The organism is Roseovarius nitratireducens (assembly GCF_002925845.1).
Taxonomy (GTDB): domain Bacteria; phylum Pseudomonadota; class Alphaproteobacteria; order Rhodobacterales; family Rhodobacteraceae; genus Roseovarius; species Roseovarius nitratireducens.
This window is the reverse complement of sequence record NZ_PDNI01000023.1, coordinates 68,281-80,228: the sequence shown is the minus strand read 5'-3', so window position 1 is coordinate 80,228 and position 11,948 is coordinate 68,281. Positions and strand designations below refer to the sequence as shown.

Genomic DNA, 11,948 nt, shown 5'->3' with positions numbered 1-11,948 from the left:
TCGAGAAGGAAGATGTTCATCGTTTGATAATATATTGATTCTACGATGATAAATATCACTCTGGAAGGCCCGCCCCGTAGCCTGGCCAGATGTCCAATTCAGCGGCCAGCCGTCCGATCCCCTCGGCGATGCGATCGGACGGGATCGAGGAATAGGCCAGTCGGTAGAAATTGTGCGGGCGATCCGGCCCGTGGAAGAACGGTGCGCCCGGCTCGATGAGCACGCCCCGCGCCCGCAGCCGGGCGTCAAGACGCGAGGTGTCCACGTCGCGGGGGGCCTGCATCCAGATCGACGAGCCGCCGAATGCGCCGCGCCCGGCGATGTCGAGGCCGTGCGCCGCGAGTGCCGTCTCCATCACCTCTCGCCGACCGGCGAACACCCGCGCCATGCGGCGGATCAGGCTGTCGTAGTGGCCGAGGCTGAGGAAATAGGCGGCGGTGCGCTGCATCAGGCCCGGCGGATGCCGCAAAACCGAGGCGCGCAGCGCCCGCGCCTCGCGAATAAACGCGTTTGATCCAACGAGATAGCCAAGGCGCAACCCGGGAAAGACCGACTTGGAAAAGGACCCCACGTAGATGACCCTACCTTCCGTATCGAGCGACTTGAGCGCCGGGAGAGGGGGGTGGAGAAAGGCCATCTCGAACTCGTAATCATCCTCGACAATGAGCGCCTCGCGCTCGGCGGCCTGCGCGAGCAGCGCGCGGCGGCGGTCGAGCGGCATGGTGGCGTTGGTGGGCGACTGGTGGCTGGGCGTGGTGAAGATCACGTCGGCGTGGCGCGGCAGCGCCTCGGGGGGCAGGCCGTCACGATCCACTTTCACAGGGTGGAGGTGACAACGCGACTGGGTGAGGATGTCGCGCAGCGCGTGGTAGCACGGGTTCTCGATCACCGCGGTTCGGCGCTGCGTCAGCAGCACCTGCGCGGCCAGCCAGAGCGCGTTTTGCGCCCCCATTGTGATAAGGATTTCAGAGGGTTGGGCGAGAATTCCGCGGCGTGGCAGGATGTGGCGCGCGATGAACTCGACGAGTTTGGGATCGTCGCGGTCGTAGTGGTCGGCGCTCAGCGCGTGGAAATCCCGCGCCCCCAGCGCCCGCAGCGCGCATTGCCGCCAGTTGGCATGGTCGAATAGCTGCGGATCGGTCTGGCCGTAGATGAACGGATAGGGGTAGCGCGCCCAGTCGAGCGGCTTTTCCGGGGTGTCGCCATCGCTGTAGCGCCGCCCCAGCGCGCGCGTCCAGTCGATCGTCTCGCTGCGCGGGGCGGGATCGGCGAAGGCCGGAGGTTCTGGTGCATTTTCAGAGACATAGTAGCCGGACCTGTCGCGGCTTTCGAGGTAATCGCTGGCCTGCAACTCGGTCAGCGCGAACGTCACGGTGATACGGCTGACGCCAAGATGCGCGGCGAGACGGCGCGAAGAGGGGAGCTTTTCTCCCTTGCGGAACCGGCCTGACAGGATTCCTTGCGCGATCATCTGCCGGATCTGCGCCTGCAGCGTGCCCTCGGCGTCGGGAGCGAGGAAAAAGGTTTCGACAGGGATCGCCATGTGGGAATGGTAGACTGGACCTAGCGGGCGTGCAATCTGGTCTGATGGCGATTTCACGAACCTTGCGGTTCGGCGCGCGAACCGCGAGGTTCGACCCCGGGAGCGCACGGTGCCCCCCGTGCGCGCAAGCCAAGGGAGGCAAATACGATGATCGCGGTGATATTCGAGGTGATCCCCGGCGAGGGACAGACCGACCCCTACCTGGAGGTGGCGGCGAAGATGCGGCCCCTGGCCGAGGCGGTGCCGGGCTTCATCAGCGTCGAGCGGTTCCAGAGCCTCACGCAGCCCGGCAAGCTCTTGTCGCTGTCGTTCTGGGAGGACGAGGCCGCGGTCGCGCAGTGGCGGCAGCTGGAGGCGCATCGCGGCGCGCAGAAGGCGGGCCGCGAGGTGATGTTCGACGATTACCGCCTGCGGGTGGTGAGCGTGATTCGCGACTATGGCAAGTTCGAGCGCGCAGAGGCCCCCGGGGACAGCCGCGCGGCGCATGGCGGCTGACACAAACCATCGCCAAGCTGTGATTTGCGCGCATACTCCGGTCCGGCTAGCCCTTGGTGCATCATGCCACGCGACGGAGCCGGATCATCATGGATGCCACCCGCCTGAGCCCGCAGGACAAGCTGGATGGACTGGCGCTGCTGATCCTGCGGCTGGGGCTGGCTTGGTTCATCTTTTTGTGGGCGGCGCACAAGATCATCACGCCCAAGCAGTACCAGAACCTTGCGCGGCATTTCGACGGGGTCGAGGTGAGCGTGGGCCAGGTCATGCTGGGCGGCTGGGTGCAGATCGCGCTGTGCGCGCTGGTGGCGCTCGGGGTGCTGCGGTATCTGAGCTATGGCAGCCTGCTGGTGATGCATGTCTTTACCGTCACCCGCCGCTGGGAGGGGTTTGTCGATCCCTTCGCGCTCAATGACCGGGGCTTTCCGGTGAATCGCAACCAGGTGATCGACCTGGCGGTGCTGGGGGCGTTCATCGCGCTGGTGCTGCTGATCCGGCGCGATCACTTCAGCGTCGGTGGCTGGCTGGCGCGTCACGACCGACCGCGCTGGTGGCTGTAACGCCTGTTAGCGTGTCGCGATCATTCGCATTCGAGCGACACGCTAACTGCTTGATTTTGCATATTCAAGAAGCTCAAAACCGGTTCCCACTTTTGAGCAACATGCTCTACCCCGCCGCACCCGTCACGCGGTTGACATGGCCCATCTTGCGCCCGGGGCGGGCCTCGGCCTTGCCGTAGAGGTGGATCGCCGCGCGCGGGTCGCGCAGCAGGTCGGGCAGCCGGTCGATGTCGTCGCCGATGAGGTTCTCCATCTCGGCGTCGGCGTGGCGGCTGCCGTCGCCGAGCGGCAGGCCCGCCACCGCGCGGATGTGCTGCTCGAACTGGTCGACGGCACAGCCTGCCTGGGTCCAGTGGCCGGAATTGTGCACCCGCGGTGCGATCTCGTTGACGATGAGCGCCTCGGGCGTGACGAAAAGCTCTACCCCCATGACGCCGACGTAGTCGAGCGCGTTGAGGATGCGGCCCGCGAGCAGCGCGGCGTCGGCGCGCTGTGCCGCAGAGAGGCGCGCGGGTACGGTGGTGCGGCGCAGGATGCCGTCCTCGTGCACGTTCTCGCCGGGGTCGTAACAGGCGACCTCGCCCGAGAGACCGCGCGCGGCGATCACCGAGACCTCGTGCGAGAAGGCGACGAACCCCTCGTAGATTGCCGGCTGACCGGCCATTTCCTCTAGCGCGGCGGCGGCGCCTTCGGGGGTATCGACGCGCACCTGCCCCTTGCCATCATAGCCGAAGCGGCGGGTCTTGAGGATGCCCGGCGCGCCGATCTCTGCCAGCGCCTCGGCGAGGTCCTCGGCATCGTCCACGGCGGCAAAGGGGGCGGTGGCGAGGCCGAGATCGGCGAGCGCGGCCTTTTCCACGAGCCGGTCCTGGCTGACCTTGAGGGCGCGGCGACCCGGGCGCACGGGCGCGAGGCCGGAAAGCAGGTCGAGCGCGGCGGCGGGGATGTTCTCGAACTCGAAGGTGACGACATCGCACGCGGCGGCGAAGGCGCGCAGAGCGTCCTCGTCCTCGTAGGGGGCCTTGAAGTGGACATTCGCGACGTGGCTGGCGGGGCAGTCGGCGGCGGGCTCGAAGATGCAGGTCTTGAAGCCGAGCCGGGCGGCCGCGACCGAGAGCATCCGGCCAAGCTGGCCACCGCCCAGGATGCCGATGGTGGCGCCGGGGGCGAGGGAGGCGTGGGGATCACTCATCGCGGGGCTCTTCGGGGATCGAGGCAGAAAGCGCGGCGCGCCAGTCGTCGAGGCGTTGTGCCAGAGCGGCATCCTCGCCCGCGAGAATCGCGGCGGCCATCAGCCCGGCATTGGCCGCGCCGGCCGCGCCGATGGCCATGGTCGCCACGGGGTAGCCGCGGGGCATCTGCACGATGGAGTAGAGGCTGTCGAGCCCTGAGAGCGCACGGGTCTGAATCGGCACGCCGATCACCGGCACGCGGGTCTTGGACGCCATCATGCCGGGCAGGTGCGCCGCCCCGCCCGCGCCCGCGATGATCGCCTTGAGCCCGCGCCCGGCGGCGTCGCGGCCATAGTCCCAGAGCCGGTCGGGGGTGCGATGCGCCGAGACGATGCGCGTCTCGTAGGCCACGCCCAGATCGTCGAGTATCTGTGCCGCCTCGCGCATGGTGGGCCAGTCGGACTGGCTGCCCATGATGATGCCGATCTTCACGCCTGTCATTCGCGCCCCCTGATTTGGAGCGCGCACTATACCCATGACGGGGGGTTACGCAATGATGTCGGGGTAGAGCCGGTCCTCTATCCGGGCGATCATGTCGCGCAGCCAGAGCTTTTTCTTCTTGAACCGTTGCAGGGTGAGCTGGTCGGCGGTGGGCCGTTCCTGAAGCGCGCGGATGGCCGCGTCGAGATCGGCGTGTTCGCGGCGGAACTCCTCCAGCTCGACGCGCAGGACCTCGTCGGTTTTCATCGAAAGGTCGCTATAGGCGTTCATGGCAAGCGGATCCTCTCTTGATGCCGGGCGCATAGAATAGCCGATCCGCGCGGGTTCGCAAAGGGCTTGCGCGGGGCGGGCCCCGTCCCCATATTTTGCTCGTCGGGTTGCCGTTGCGGGGCCCGGTGAAATGGACGGTCGCTTAGCCAAGGACGTGTCGATGACAAAGCTTTCACTGGGGTCGCACCCCTACCTTCTGGGTTTCGAGCAGCTTGAGAGGCTGCTTGAACGCAGTGCCAAATCCGGCAACGAGGGCTATCCGCCCTTCAACATCGAGCAGACTTCGCCCAATTCCTATCGCATCACGCTGGCCGTGGCGGGGTTCTCGGAGGATGATCTGTCGATCACCGTGGAGGACCGCCAACTGGTCATTCGCGGGCGGCAGGCGGATGGGAACGCGGAGCGCGTGTTCCTCCATCGCGGCATCGCGGCGCGGCAGTTCCAGCGTTCTTTCGTGCTGGCCGACGGCGTCGAGGTGGGCGAGGCGATCATCGAAAACGGACTGCTGCATGTCGATCTGCGGCGCATCGAGCCGGAACCGGTCGTGCAGCAGGTCAGGATCACAAAGGGGTAAGCGATCATGGATACGAAATACGATTTCGATACCAACTTCGACACGAGCGCCGGGCGGCCCATCGTCTATGTACGCACCGTGAAGGCGGATGATCTGCCCGAGGAGATGCGTGCGCAGGTCGGTGACCACAAGACGCTCTACGCGGTGCACAGCACCGAGGGAGAGCGGCTGGCGCTGGTGGCGGACCGCAAGATGGCCTATTTCCTCGCGCGGCAGAACGACATGGAGCCGGTCGCCGTTCACTGATTGCCTTGCCTGGCCCTTTGCGCCTATGAGGCGAGAACATGGGGGCCGGAAAGGACAGTGCGCGTGACATCCCCGAGGGTTGCAATCCTGCCATATGGGCAGGCGCTGGGCGTGACGCCTGCGCGCCTGCCGCTGGCGTCTCTCGGCTGGCCGCTGGGCGTGCCGGCGGGCATCGAGGGCGGGGTGCTGGGCGATCTGGACCGCGACGATCACCTGATCGTGCCGCCGCGCAACACGCTGCACCTGCGCCCCGGTTTCGGCACGCGGGCGCGGGTATCGCTGCTGTTCCGTGAGCCGCGCGCGATCCACGGCCATCACATGCGGCTCTTGCAGCTATTCAGCCACCGGCGGTTTTTTCGTGTGCTGACCGGCGACCCGGGCCTGATCGCGGCGCTGCCGAATGCGGTAGAGTTTCCGATGGGGGGCACCTGGGTGCCGCACTGGCGCGATGTGTCGTGCGAGAAGCGCGCGATGTGTTCGCTGATCGCCTCGGCCAAGCGGTCGCAGCCGGGGCACCGGTTGCGCCACGCGGTGGTGGACTGGGCGCGCGAGGCGCGCGCGGATGTCGAGGTCATGGGGATGGGATACCGCCCGTTCGGCGAGAAGGCCGAGGGGCTGGCGCCCTACCGCTACTCGGTGGTGATCGAGAACGTGCGCGAGCCGGGCTATTTCAGCGAGAAGCTGGTGGATGCGCTGCTGTGCGGGACGGTGCCGATCTACTGGGGCGCGCCGGATATCGGGCGGTTCTTCGACATCGGCGCGATGATGGTCTGCGATGGGCTGGAGGACGTGCAGCGCGCGGTGGCGGCAATGTCGGAGGCGGATTTCGCCGCACGGTCGAAGGCGCTGGCGCGGGCGCGCGCCGTGGCGGCAGGCTATGCCGATATCGAGGGCCGGGCGGCGCGGGCGGTGCTGGCCGCGGCTCAGGGCGCGGGCGGCCAGAGGCCGTAGCGCGCGGTGATCTCGTCCATGCAGGCGCGGTTGGCGGTGGGGCGGTCGCGCCCGTCGATGACCGCGTCTTGCAGGGCGTGGGCGTCGTCGAAGGCATGACGCATGCCCGTGCGCGCGGCAGGGGCGAGGCGGATACTGACGCCCTGCCGGGCAAGCTGGGCCGAGAGCCAGATATCGTCGACAGGCCACGCGGCAGGCGGCGGGATGCAACCCGGACCGGCGAGCCATTCGGGGCGAATGCAGACCCCGGCGAAACCCTGCGCGATATCGGTGAGGCCGGGAGCGGGGGCGCGGTGGCCGTGCCGTTTGAGCCGGTCGAGGCCGAAGCCGGAGGCGGCGGCGGCGTGGCGGTCGGTGGTGGCGTCGAGCAGGGCGGCAGCCCAGCCGGGGGGCATGAGCCAGTCATCGTCGCAATAGATCAGCCGGTCGATATGGCCGGTCAGTGCGCGCGCGGCGGGCAGCGCCTTGGTGGCCGGACCCTCGTCGCGGGGCAGGAGCCATGTCTCGACCCCATCGGGCGTGTCCGGCGGCGGCGCGGCGGCAAAGCGCGCAGGGACATCGGGCAGGGCGAGGATCACGCGGGCGGGCGCGGGGCGCTGGGCGAGCAGGCTGGCCAGGACCGGGCCAAGGTGCGGGTAGCGCGGCGGGATCGAGGTGAGCGAGATGGCGTACATGGGGCCATTCTAGCGGGCTTGGTACGCGTTTCGGAATGTCTGCTTTGAGGCCACCCTGTACCTTGGTCGGCATGCAGCGAATGGCTGCTTTCAGAATGCCAGCGGCGCGTTCTCTTTGATCTCTTTGAGGACAAAAAACGTTCTAATTTGGCGCACGCCTGGCAGCGCGATCAGCATCTTGGTGTGCATCTCGTTGAAATCCTTCATCTCTTTTACACGAATTTTCAGGAGGTAGTCGAAATCGCCAGCCACAAGATGGCAATCAAGTAGCTCTGACATTCCGTCCACAGCCTCCTCAAAGGCAGCGAAGCTCTCTGGTGTTGAGCGATCCAAGACGACACCGACCATCACGAGGGTACCAAGGTCAACCGATGCCGGGTTCACATGCCCCATGACCTTGGAAATATGGCCAGCTTCGAAGAGCGCCTGTGTCCGTCTATGGCAGGTCGCCGGGCTGACATTCACAGCTTCCGCCAGTTCCGTGTTGGTTAGCCGGCCATTGGTTTGAAGGTGTCGCAAAATGTTGCGGTCGATTCGATCCACTGTCGACATGAAAGATTCTTCCGTTTACTGGCCAGTGATCTGATAAAATCAGAATTTTTTACTCAATAATATCATAAAATTGAAAAAATGGCGGGACACTTTGAAAGCACCCTTCATGGGTCGTTTGCTATCCTTTACTGTAAATCAAACAGGAGATCGCCCATGTCGTTGCTCGAAAAGTTCGAACGCTACCCTCTCACCTTCGGCAAGACTGCCATTGAGCATCTTCCGCGCCTGACCGAAGTCGTTGGGGCCGATGTTGAGTTCTATGCCAAACGGGAAGACTGCAACTCGGGTCTGGCCTTTGGGGGCAACAAACTCCGCAAACTCGAATACATCGTACCAGATGTCATCGCGAGCGGCGCGGATACTCTGGTGTCGATTGGTGGTGTTCAGTCGAACCACACGCGCATGGTGGCGGCGACCGCTGCAAAGATCGGTATGAAATGCGTGGTCATCCAGGAAAAGTGGGTCCCGCATTATGACGCTGTATATGATCGCGTCGGCAACATTATGATGACCCGGCTCATGGGCGCTGACAGTCGTTTGGTCGATGACGGCTTCGACATTGGCATCCGCAAAAGCTGGGAAGATGCGATCCAATCTGTGAAGGATGCGGGCGGGAAGCCATATGCCATCCCAGCGGGCGCTTCCGTCCACAAGTACGGCGCGCTCGGATACATTGGCTTTGCCGAAGAAGTCGCGGAACAAGAGGCCGAATTGGGTTTCAAGTTCGACTATATCGTCGTCTGTGTCGTCACCGGCTCGACCCAAGGCGGCATGATCGTGGGCTTCGCGGCGCAAGATCGCGCGGATCGCGTGATCGGGATCGACGCCTCTGGAACGCTCGACCAGACCCGTGCGCAGGTACGCGAGATTGTAGACAACACCTCTGAACTGGTCGGCCTTGGTCGCAAGGTTCGCGATGACGAAATCCACATCAACCCGGATTACGCCTATCCCGCCTATGGGGTTCCGTCTGAAGAAACGAACGATGCGATCCGCCTTGCTGCAAAGACGGAGGCGATGATGACTGACCCGGTTTATGAGGGCAAATCCATGCAAGGCATGATCGACCTCGCCAAGAAAGGCTTCTTCCCGAAAGGCTCAAAAGTTCTTTATGCCCACCTTGGCGGTGCGCCTGCCCTGAACGGCTACAGCTACTACTACAAAGACGGCTGATCCTTCCACCAACCTACCATCACAAAGCCCAATCAGAGGAAAGACACTCTATGTCGACCGCGCAATTGAAGACTATTGAGCAACGGCTGCTTTGGCTTTCCCACCCCGCGACGCTCTTCTGGCTCGGGGCTGTTGCCGGGCACAAGACGATTCCGCACGGCGTTGAGCATTTCGGTCAAACCGGAAGCATCTTTGATTTGGCCAGCCATTTCCAAATCGACCGCAACGCGATTGCCAATTCAGTGAGCGAATTGACGGTAGGGGACAGGTCGCCCGGCGCTGCACTCAGCTCTTTGTGGATCGGGACGTAGCGGACATTGCCCTTATGGCAGGTTTGTCCGCAAAAGAGATAGTGGACTCACCCAAGACCGGGGCCGCCCCGGTGGAGGACGTCCCGAGGATTTATTGTGCCTGGTGATCAGCCTGCGACGAGGCCCATCTGTTCGAGCTTGAGAAGCACCTGATGGGCGCAGTTGTCGACCTCGACATTCTCGGTCTCCACCCGCAGTTCGGGATTTTCCGGGACGTCGTAAGGGTCTGAAATCCCGGTGAATTCCTTGATCTTGCCCTCGCGTGCCAGCTTGTAGAGGCCCTTGCGGTCGCGGCGTTCGCATTCCTCGATGGAGGTGGCGACATGGACCTCGATGAAGGCGCCGTATTGCTCGATCTCCTCGCGCACGGCGCGGCGGGTGGCCCCGTAGGGCGCGATCGGCGCGCAGATGGCGATGCCGCCGTTCTTGGTGATCTCGCTGGCGACATAGCCGATGCGGCGGATGTTGAGGTCGCGGTGCTCCTTGGAGAAGCCCAACTCGGACGAGAGGTTCTTGCGCACGATGTCGCCGTCGAGGAGCGTCACCGGGCGGTCGCCCATCTCCATCAGCTTGACCATCAGCGCGTTGGCGATGGTGGACTTGCCCGAGCCTGAGAAGCCGGTGAAGAACACGGTGAAGCCCTGCTGCGAGCGCGGCGGGAAGCGGCGGCGCAGCTCGCCCACCACCTCGGGGAAGGAGAACCAGTCCGGCACCTCGAGCCCCTCGCGCAGGCGGCGGCGCAGCTCTGTGCCGGAGATATTGAGGACAGTGACGTTGTCGCGGTCCTCGATCTCGTCCACGGCCTCGTATTGCGCGCGTTCCTGCACGTAGACCATGTGTTTGAAATCGACCATCTCGATGCCGATTTCCTCCTGGTGCTGGCGGAACAGTTCCTGCGCGTCGTAGGGGCCGTAGAAATCCTCGCCCGCCGAGTTCTTGCCCGGTCCGGCGTGGTCGCGGCCGACGATCATGTGGGTGCAGCCGTGATTGCGCCGGATGATGCCGTGCCAGACCGCCTCGCGCGGGCCGGCCATGCGCATGGCGAGATTCAGGAGGCTCATGGTGGTGGTGGAGGCGGGATACTTGTCGAGCACCGCCTCGTAGCAGCGCACGCGGGTAAAATGATCCACGTCGCCCGGCTTGGTCATGCCGACCACCGGGTGGATGAGCAGGTTGGCCTGCGCCTCGCGCGCGGCGCGGAAGGTCAGTTCCTGGTGTGCGCGGTGCAGCGGGTTGCGCGTCTGGAAGGCCACGACGCGGCGCCAGCCGAGCTTGCGGAAGAGTGCGCGCAGCTCGTTGGGCGTGTCGCGGCGGGCGCGAAAATCGTAGTGCACCGGCTGCTGGATGCCGGTGACGGGGCCGCCGAGATAGACCTTGCCCGCCGTGTGATGGAGGTAGTTGACGGCCGGGTGCGCGCTGTCATCGGCGCCGAAGACACGCGCCGCCTCGCGCGCCTTGTCGGGCGTCCAGCGGTCGGTGACGGTCATGGTGGCGAGGATCACCCCCTCCTGGTCGCGCAGGGCGATGTCCTGCCCCGTCTCGACGCCCTCGGCGAATTCCTCGCTCACGTCGAGGGTGATCGGCATCGGCCAGAGCGTGCCGTCGGCGAGCCGCATTTTTTCGACAACGCTGTCGTAATCGGCCTCGGAGAGGAAGCCCTTGAGCGGGTTGAACCCGCCGTTCATCAACAGTTCCAGATCGCAGATCTGGCGCAGGGTGAGATCCCAACTGGCGAGGTCGCCGGCCTCGTGCTTGAGCTTTTGCGCGCTCTCGTAGGAGACGTAGAGTTCGGGGACGGGGGCGAGATTGGGGGACTGCATGGAAACCTTCGTGGTGCTGTGACTGCCGGGGCGGGCGGGGGCCGCCTTTGGCACGCGGATTAGCCCCGCTTGGGACAGGAGTTCAAGGCATAGCCGGTTTGTTTGCGGAATTGAGACAAAAATGACGCGGGCGCGGGTGCGCGTGGAACGGGCGTCGTGGCAGAGGCCGGATGGGCGGAGATTGGTTCCGAGGGTGCGGGTGGGCCCCGCCTCAGACCCATTTCGCCAGCGGTGGCAGGCTCATCAGAACGGCGTTCGCGTCGTGGCCGGTGGCGAGCCCGAACTTGGTGCCGCGGTCGTAGACGAGATTGTATTCGGCATAGAGGCCGCGGTGGATGAGTTGCGTGTCGCGGTCGGCATCGGTGAAGGGCTGCACGCGGCGACGTTCGACCAGCGGCAGGAAGGCCGGGAGGAAGGCGCGGCCGATATCCTGCGTCAGGGCGAAATCGGCCTCCCAGTCGCCGGTGTTGCGGTCGTCCATGAAGATGCCGCCGACGCCGCGCGCGCGGCCCCGGTGGGGGATGTAGAAATATTCGTCTGCCCAGGCCTTGAGCCGCGGGTAGAGGTCGATGCCGTGGGGGTCGAGATGGGCCTGCTGCTGGCCGTGGAAATGGGCGGTGTCCTCGGGGTATTCGATGCAGGGGTTGAGGTCCGATCCGCCGCCGAACCACCAGGCGTGCGGGGTCCAGAACATGCGGGTGTTCATGTGAACGGCGGGGCAGTGCGGGTTCTGCATGTGCGCCACGAGGCTTATGCCGGAGGCCCAGAAGCGCGGGTCGCTCTCCATTCCCGGCACGCCGCGCGCGGCCATCGCCTTTTGCGCGGCCTGGCCGAGGTGGCCGTAGACCTCGGAGACGTTGACGCCTACCTTCTCGAAGACGCGGCCCTGGCGCATGACGCTCATCAGGCCGCCGCCCGCGTCGGAGCCGTCGTCGCTGGCGCGGCGGGTCTCGCTCACCTCGAAACGCGCGGGGGCGGCGTCGGAGAGAGGGCCGGTGTCGTGGCTTTGCTCCAGCCCCTCGAAGGCGGTCACGATCTCGTCGCGGAGGCTGTGAAACCAGGCGCTCGCGCGGGCCTTTTCCTTGGTGAAGTCGTCGCTCATCTGT

At 65.1% G+C, this 11,948-nt stretch carries 14 protein-coding genes and 1 pseudogene; 7 read left to right on the top strand and 8 right to left on the bottom strand.

Annotated features, from left to right (window positions below; genetic code table 11):
* Nucleotides 1–55: 55 nt before the first annotated feature.
* Nucleotides 56–1,543, bottom strand: a complete 1,488-nt coding sequence (gene pdxR / locus CRJ03_RS04225) for a MocR-like pyridoxine biosynthesis transcription factor PdxR (RefSeq protein WP_104017666.1) — start codon at nt 1,541–1,543, stop codon at nt 56–58.
* A 147-nt stretch (nt 1,544–1,690) separates the two neighbouring features.
* Between pdxR and CRJ03_RS04220 the strand changes: the two genes are divergently transcribed.
* A complete protein-coding gene (locus CRJ03_RS04220) occupies nt 1,691–2,038 on the top strand; it encodes an antibiotic biosynthesis monooxygenase family protein (protein WP_104017665.1) in 348 nt (115 codons plus the stop codon).
* A gap of 89 nt (nt 2,039–2,127) precedes the next feature.
* Nucleotides 2,128–2,598 carry a hypothetical protein gene (locus CRJ03_RS04215; protein WP_104017664.1) on the top strand — a complete coding sequence of 157 codons (471 nt, stop codon included), beginning with the start codon at nt 2,128–2,130 and terminating at the stop codon, nt 2,596–2,598.
* 106 nt (nt 2,599–2,704) lie between these two features.
* Here CRJ03_RS04215 and CRJ03_RS04210 read toward each other — a convergent pair whose 3' ends face one another.
* Genes CRJ03_RS04210 through CRJ03_RS04200 form a run of 3 tightly spaced genes read right to left on the bottom strand, consistent with a single transcriptional unit; the run spans nt 2,705 to nt 4,541 of the window.
* Nucleotides 2,705–3,790, bottom strand: a complete 1,086-nt coding sequence (locus CRJ03_RS04210; RefSeq protein WP_104017663.1) for a 5-(carboxyamino)imidazole ribonucleotide synthase — start codon at nt 3,788–3,790, stop codon at nt 2,705–2,707.
* The gene (gene purE, locus CRJ03_RS04205) at nt 3,783–4,271 is read right to left on the bottom strand and encodes a 5-(carboxyamino)imidazole ribonucleotide mutase (RefSeq protein ID WP_104017662.1); all 489 of its coding nucleotides are present in this window, start codon (nt 4,269–4,271) and stop codon (nt 3,783–3,785) included. The genes CRJ03_RS04210 and purE overlap by 8 nt, the downstream gene beginning before the upstream one ends.
* Before the next feature lie 45 nt (nt 4,272–4,316).
* On the bottom strand, nt 4,317–4,541 hold the full coding sequence (locus CRJ03_RS04200) for a YdcH family protein (protein ID WP_104017661.1): 225 nt from the start codon (nt 4,539–4,541) through the stop codon (nt 4,317–4,319).
* Between the two features lie 160 nt (nt 4,542–4,701).
* Between CRJ03_RS04200 and CRJ03_RS04195 the strand changes: the two genes are divergently transcribed.
* From CRJ03_RS04195 to CRJ03_RS04185, 3 genes are all read left to right on the top strand, one after another.
* Nucleotides 4,702–5,115: an Hsp20 family protein gene (locus CRJ03_RS04195; RefSeq protein WP_104017660.1), complete on the top strand. Its 414-nt coding sequence runs from the start codon at nt 4,702–4,704 to the stop codon at nt 5,113–5,115.
* 6 nt (nt 5,116–5,121) lie between these two features.
* Nucleotides 5,122–5,361 (top strand): DUF1150 family protein, encoded by a 240-nt coding sequence (locus CRJ03_RS04190; protein WP_104017659.1) that lies wholly within the window; start codon nt 5,122–5,124, stop codon nt 5,359–5,361.
* Between the two features lie 63 nt (nt 5,362–5,424).
* Complete coding sequence (locus tag CRJ03_RS04185; protein WP_206018295.1) at nt 5,425–6,312, top strand: hypothetical protein; 888 nt, start codon at nt 5,425–5,427, stop codon at nt 6,310–6,312.
* On the opposite strand, the gene CRJ03_RS04180 is transcribed toward CRJ03_RS04185, so the two are convergent.
* Both CRJ03_RS04180 and CRJ03_RS04175 read right to left on the bottom strand, forming a co-directional pair.
* Nucleotides 6,285–6,986, bottom strand: a complete 702-nt coding sequence (locus CRJ03_RS04180; protein ID WP_104017657.1) for a hypothetical protein — start codon at nt 6,984–6,986, stop codon at nt 6,285–6,287. The two genes, CRJ03_RS04185 and CRJ03_RS04180, sit on opposite strands and share 28 nt — an antisense overlap.
* Before the next feature lie 90 nt (nt 6,987–7,076).
* Entirely contained in the window at nt 7,077–7,538 is a 462-nt protein-coding gene (locus CRJ03_RS04175; protein WP_104017656.1) for an Lrp/AsnC family transcriptional regulator, read from the bottom strand.
* Nucleotides 7,539–7,691: 153 nt separating this feature from the next.
* Here CRJ03_RS04175 and CRJ03_RS04170 point away from each other — a divergent pair, with 153 nt between their 5' ends.
* Together CRJ03_RS04170 and CRJ03_RS04165 are read left to right on the top strand one after the other, a co-directional pair.
* Entirely contained in the window at nt 7,692–8,711 is a 1,020-nt protein-coding gene (locus tag CRJ03_RS04170) for a 1-aminocyclopropane-1-carboxylate deaminase (protein WP_104017655.1), read from the top strand.
* A 101-nt stretch (nt 8,712–8,812) separates the two neighbouring features.
* Nucleotides 8,813–9,022: pseudogene (locus CRJ03_RS04165) on the top strand (hypothetical protein); the annotation flags it as partial.
* Nucleotides 9,023–9,129: 107 nt separating this feature from the next.
* Here the strand turns inward: CRJ03_RS04165 and CRJ03_RS04160 are convergent.
* Together CRJ03_RS04160 and hemF are read right to left on the bottom strand one after the other, a co-directional pair.
* Nucleotides 9,130–10,842, bottom strand: coding sequence for a bifunctional sulfate adenylyltransferase/adenylylsulfate kinase (locus CRJ03_RS04160; protein ID WP_104017654.1), 1,713 nt, complete (start codon nt 10,840–10,842; stop codon nt 9,130–9,132).
* Nucleotides 10,843–11,053: 211 nt separating this feature from the next.
* On the bottom strand, nt 11,054–11,944 hold the full coding sequence (gene hemF / locus CRJ03_RS04155; RefSeq protein ID WP_104017653.1) for an oxygen-dependent coproporphyrinogen oxidase: 891 nt from the start codon (nt 11,942–11,944) through the stop codon (nt 11,054–11,056).
* Between the last annotated feature and the right edge of the window lie 4 nt (nt 11,945–11,948).

Excerpts from the sequence above, each read along its gene's own strand:
- pdxR (WP_104017666.1), bottom strand. The coding sequence starts at position 1,543 with ATGGCGATCCCTGTCGAAACCTTTTTCCTCGCTCCCGACGCCGAGGGC.
- CRJ03_RS04220 (WP_104017665.1), top strand. The coding sequence starts at position 1,691 with ATGATCGCGGTGATATTCGAGGTGATCCCCGGCGAGGGACAGACCGAC.
- CRJ03_RS04215 (WP_104017664.1), top strand. The coding sequence starts at position 2,128 with ATGGATGCCACCCGCCTGAGCCCGCAGGACAAGCTGGATGGACTGGCG.
- CRJ03_RS04210 (WP_104017663.1), bottom strand. The coding sequence starts at position 3,790 with ATGAGTGATCCCCACGCCTCCCTCGCCCCCGGCGCCACCATCGGCATC.
- purE (WP_104017662.1), bottom strand. The coding sequence starts at position 4,271 with ATGACAGGCGTGAAGATCGGCATCATCATGGGCAGCCAGTCCGACTGG.
- CRJ03_RS04200 (WP_104017661.1), bottom strand. The coding sequence starts at position 4,541 with ATGAACGCCTATAGCGACCTTTCGATGAAAACCGACGAGGTCCTGCGC.
- CRJ03_RS04195 (WP_104017660.1), top strand. The coding sequence starts at position 4,702 with ATGACAAAGCTTTCACTGGGGTCGCACCCCTACCTTCTGGGTTTCGAG.
- CRJ03_RS04190 (WP_104017659.1), top strand. The coding sequence starts at position 5,122 with ATGGATACGAAATACGATTTCGATACCAACTTCGACACGAGCGCCGGG.
- CRJ03_RS04180 (WP_104017657.1), bottom strand. The coding sequence starts at position 6,986 with ATGTACGCCATCTCGCTCACCTCGATCCCGCCGCGCTACCCGCACCTT.
- CRJ03_RS04175 (WP_104017656.1), bottom strand. The coding sequence starts at position 7,538 with ATGTCGACAGTGGATCGAATCGACCGCAACATTTTGCGACACCTTCAA.
- CRJ03_RS04170 (WP_104017655.1), top strand. The coding sequence starts at position 7,692 with ATGTCGTTGCTCGAAAAGTTCGAACGCTACCCTCTCACCTTCGGCAAG.
- CRJ03_RS04160 (WP_104017654.1), bottom strand. The coding sequence starts at position 10,842 with ATGCAGTCCCCCAATCTCGCCCCCGTCCCCGAACTCTACGTCTCCTAC.
- hemF (WP_104017653.1), bottom strand. The coding sequence starts at position 11,944 with ATGAGCGACGACTTCACCAAGGAAAAGGCCCGCGCGAGCGCCTGGTTT.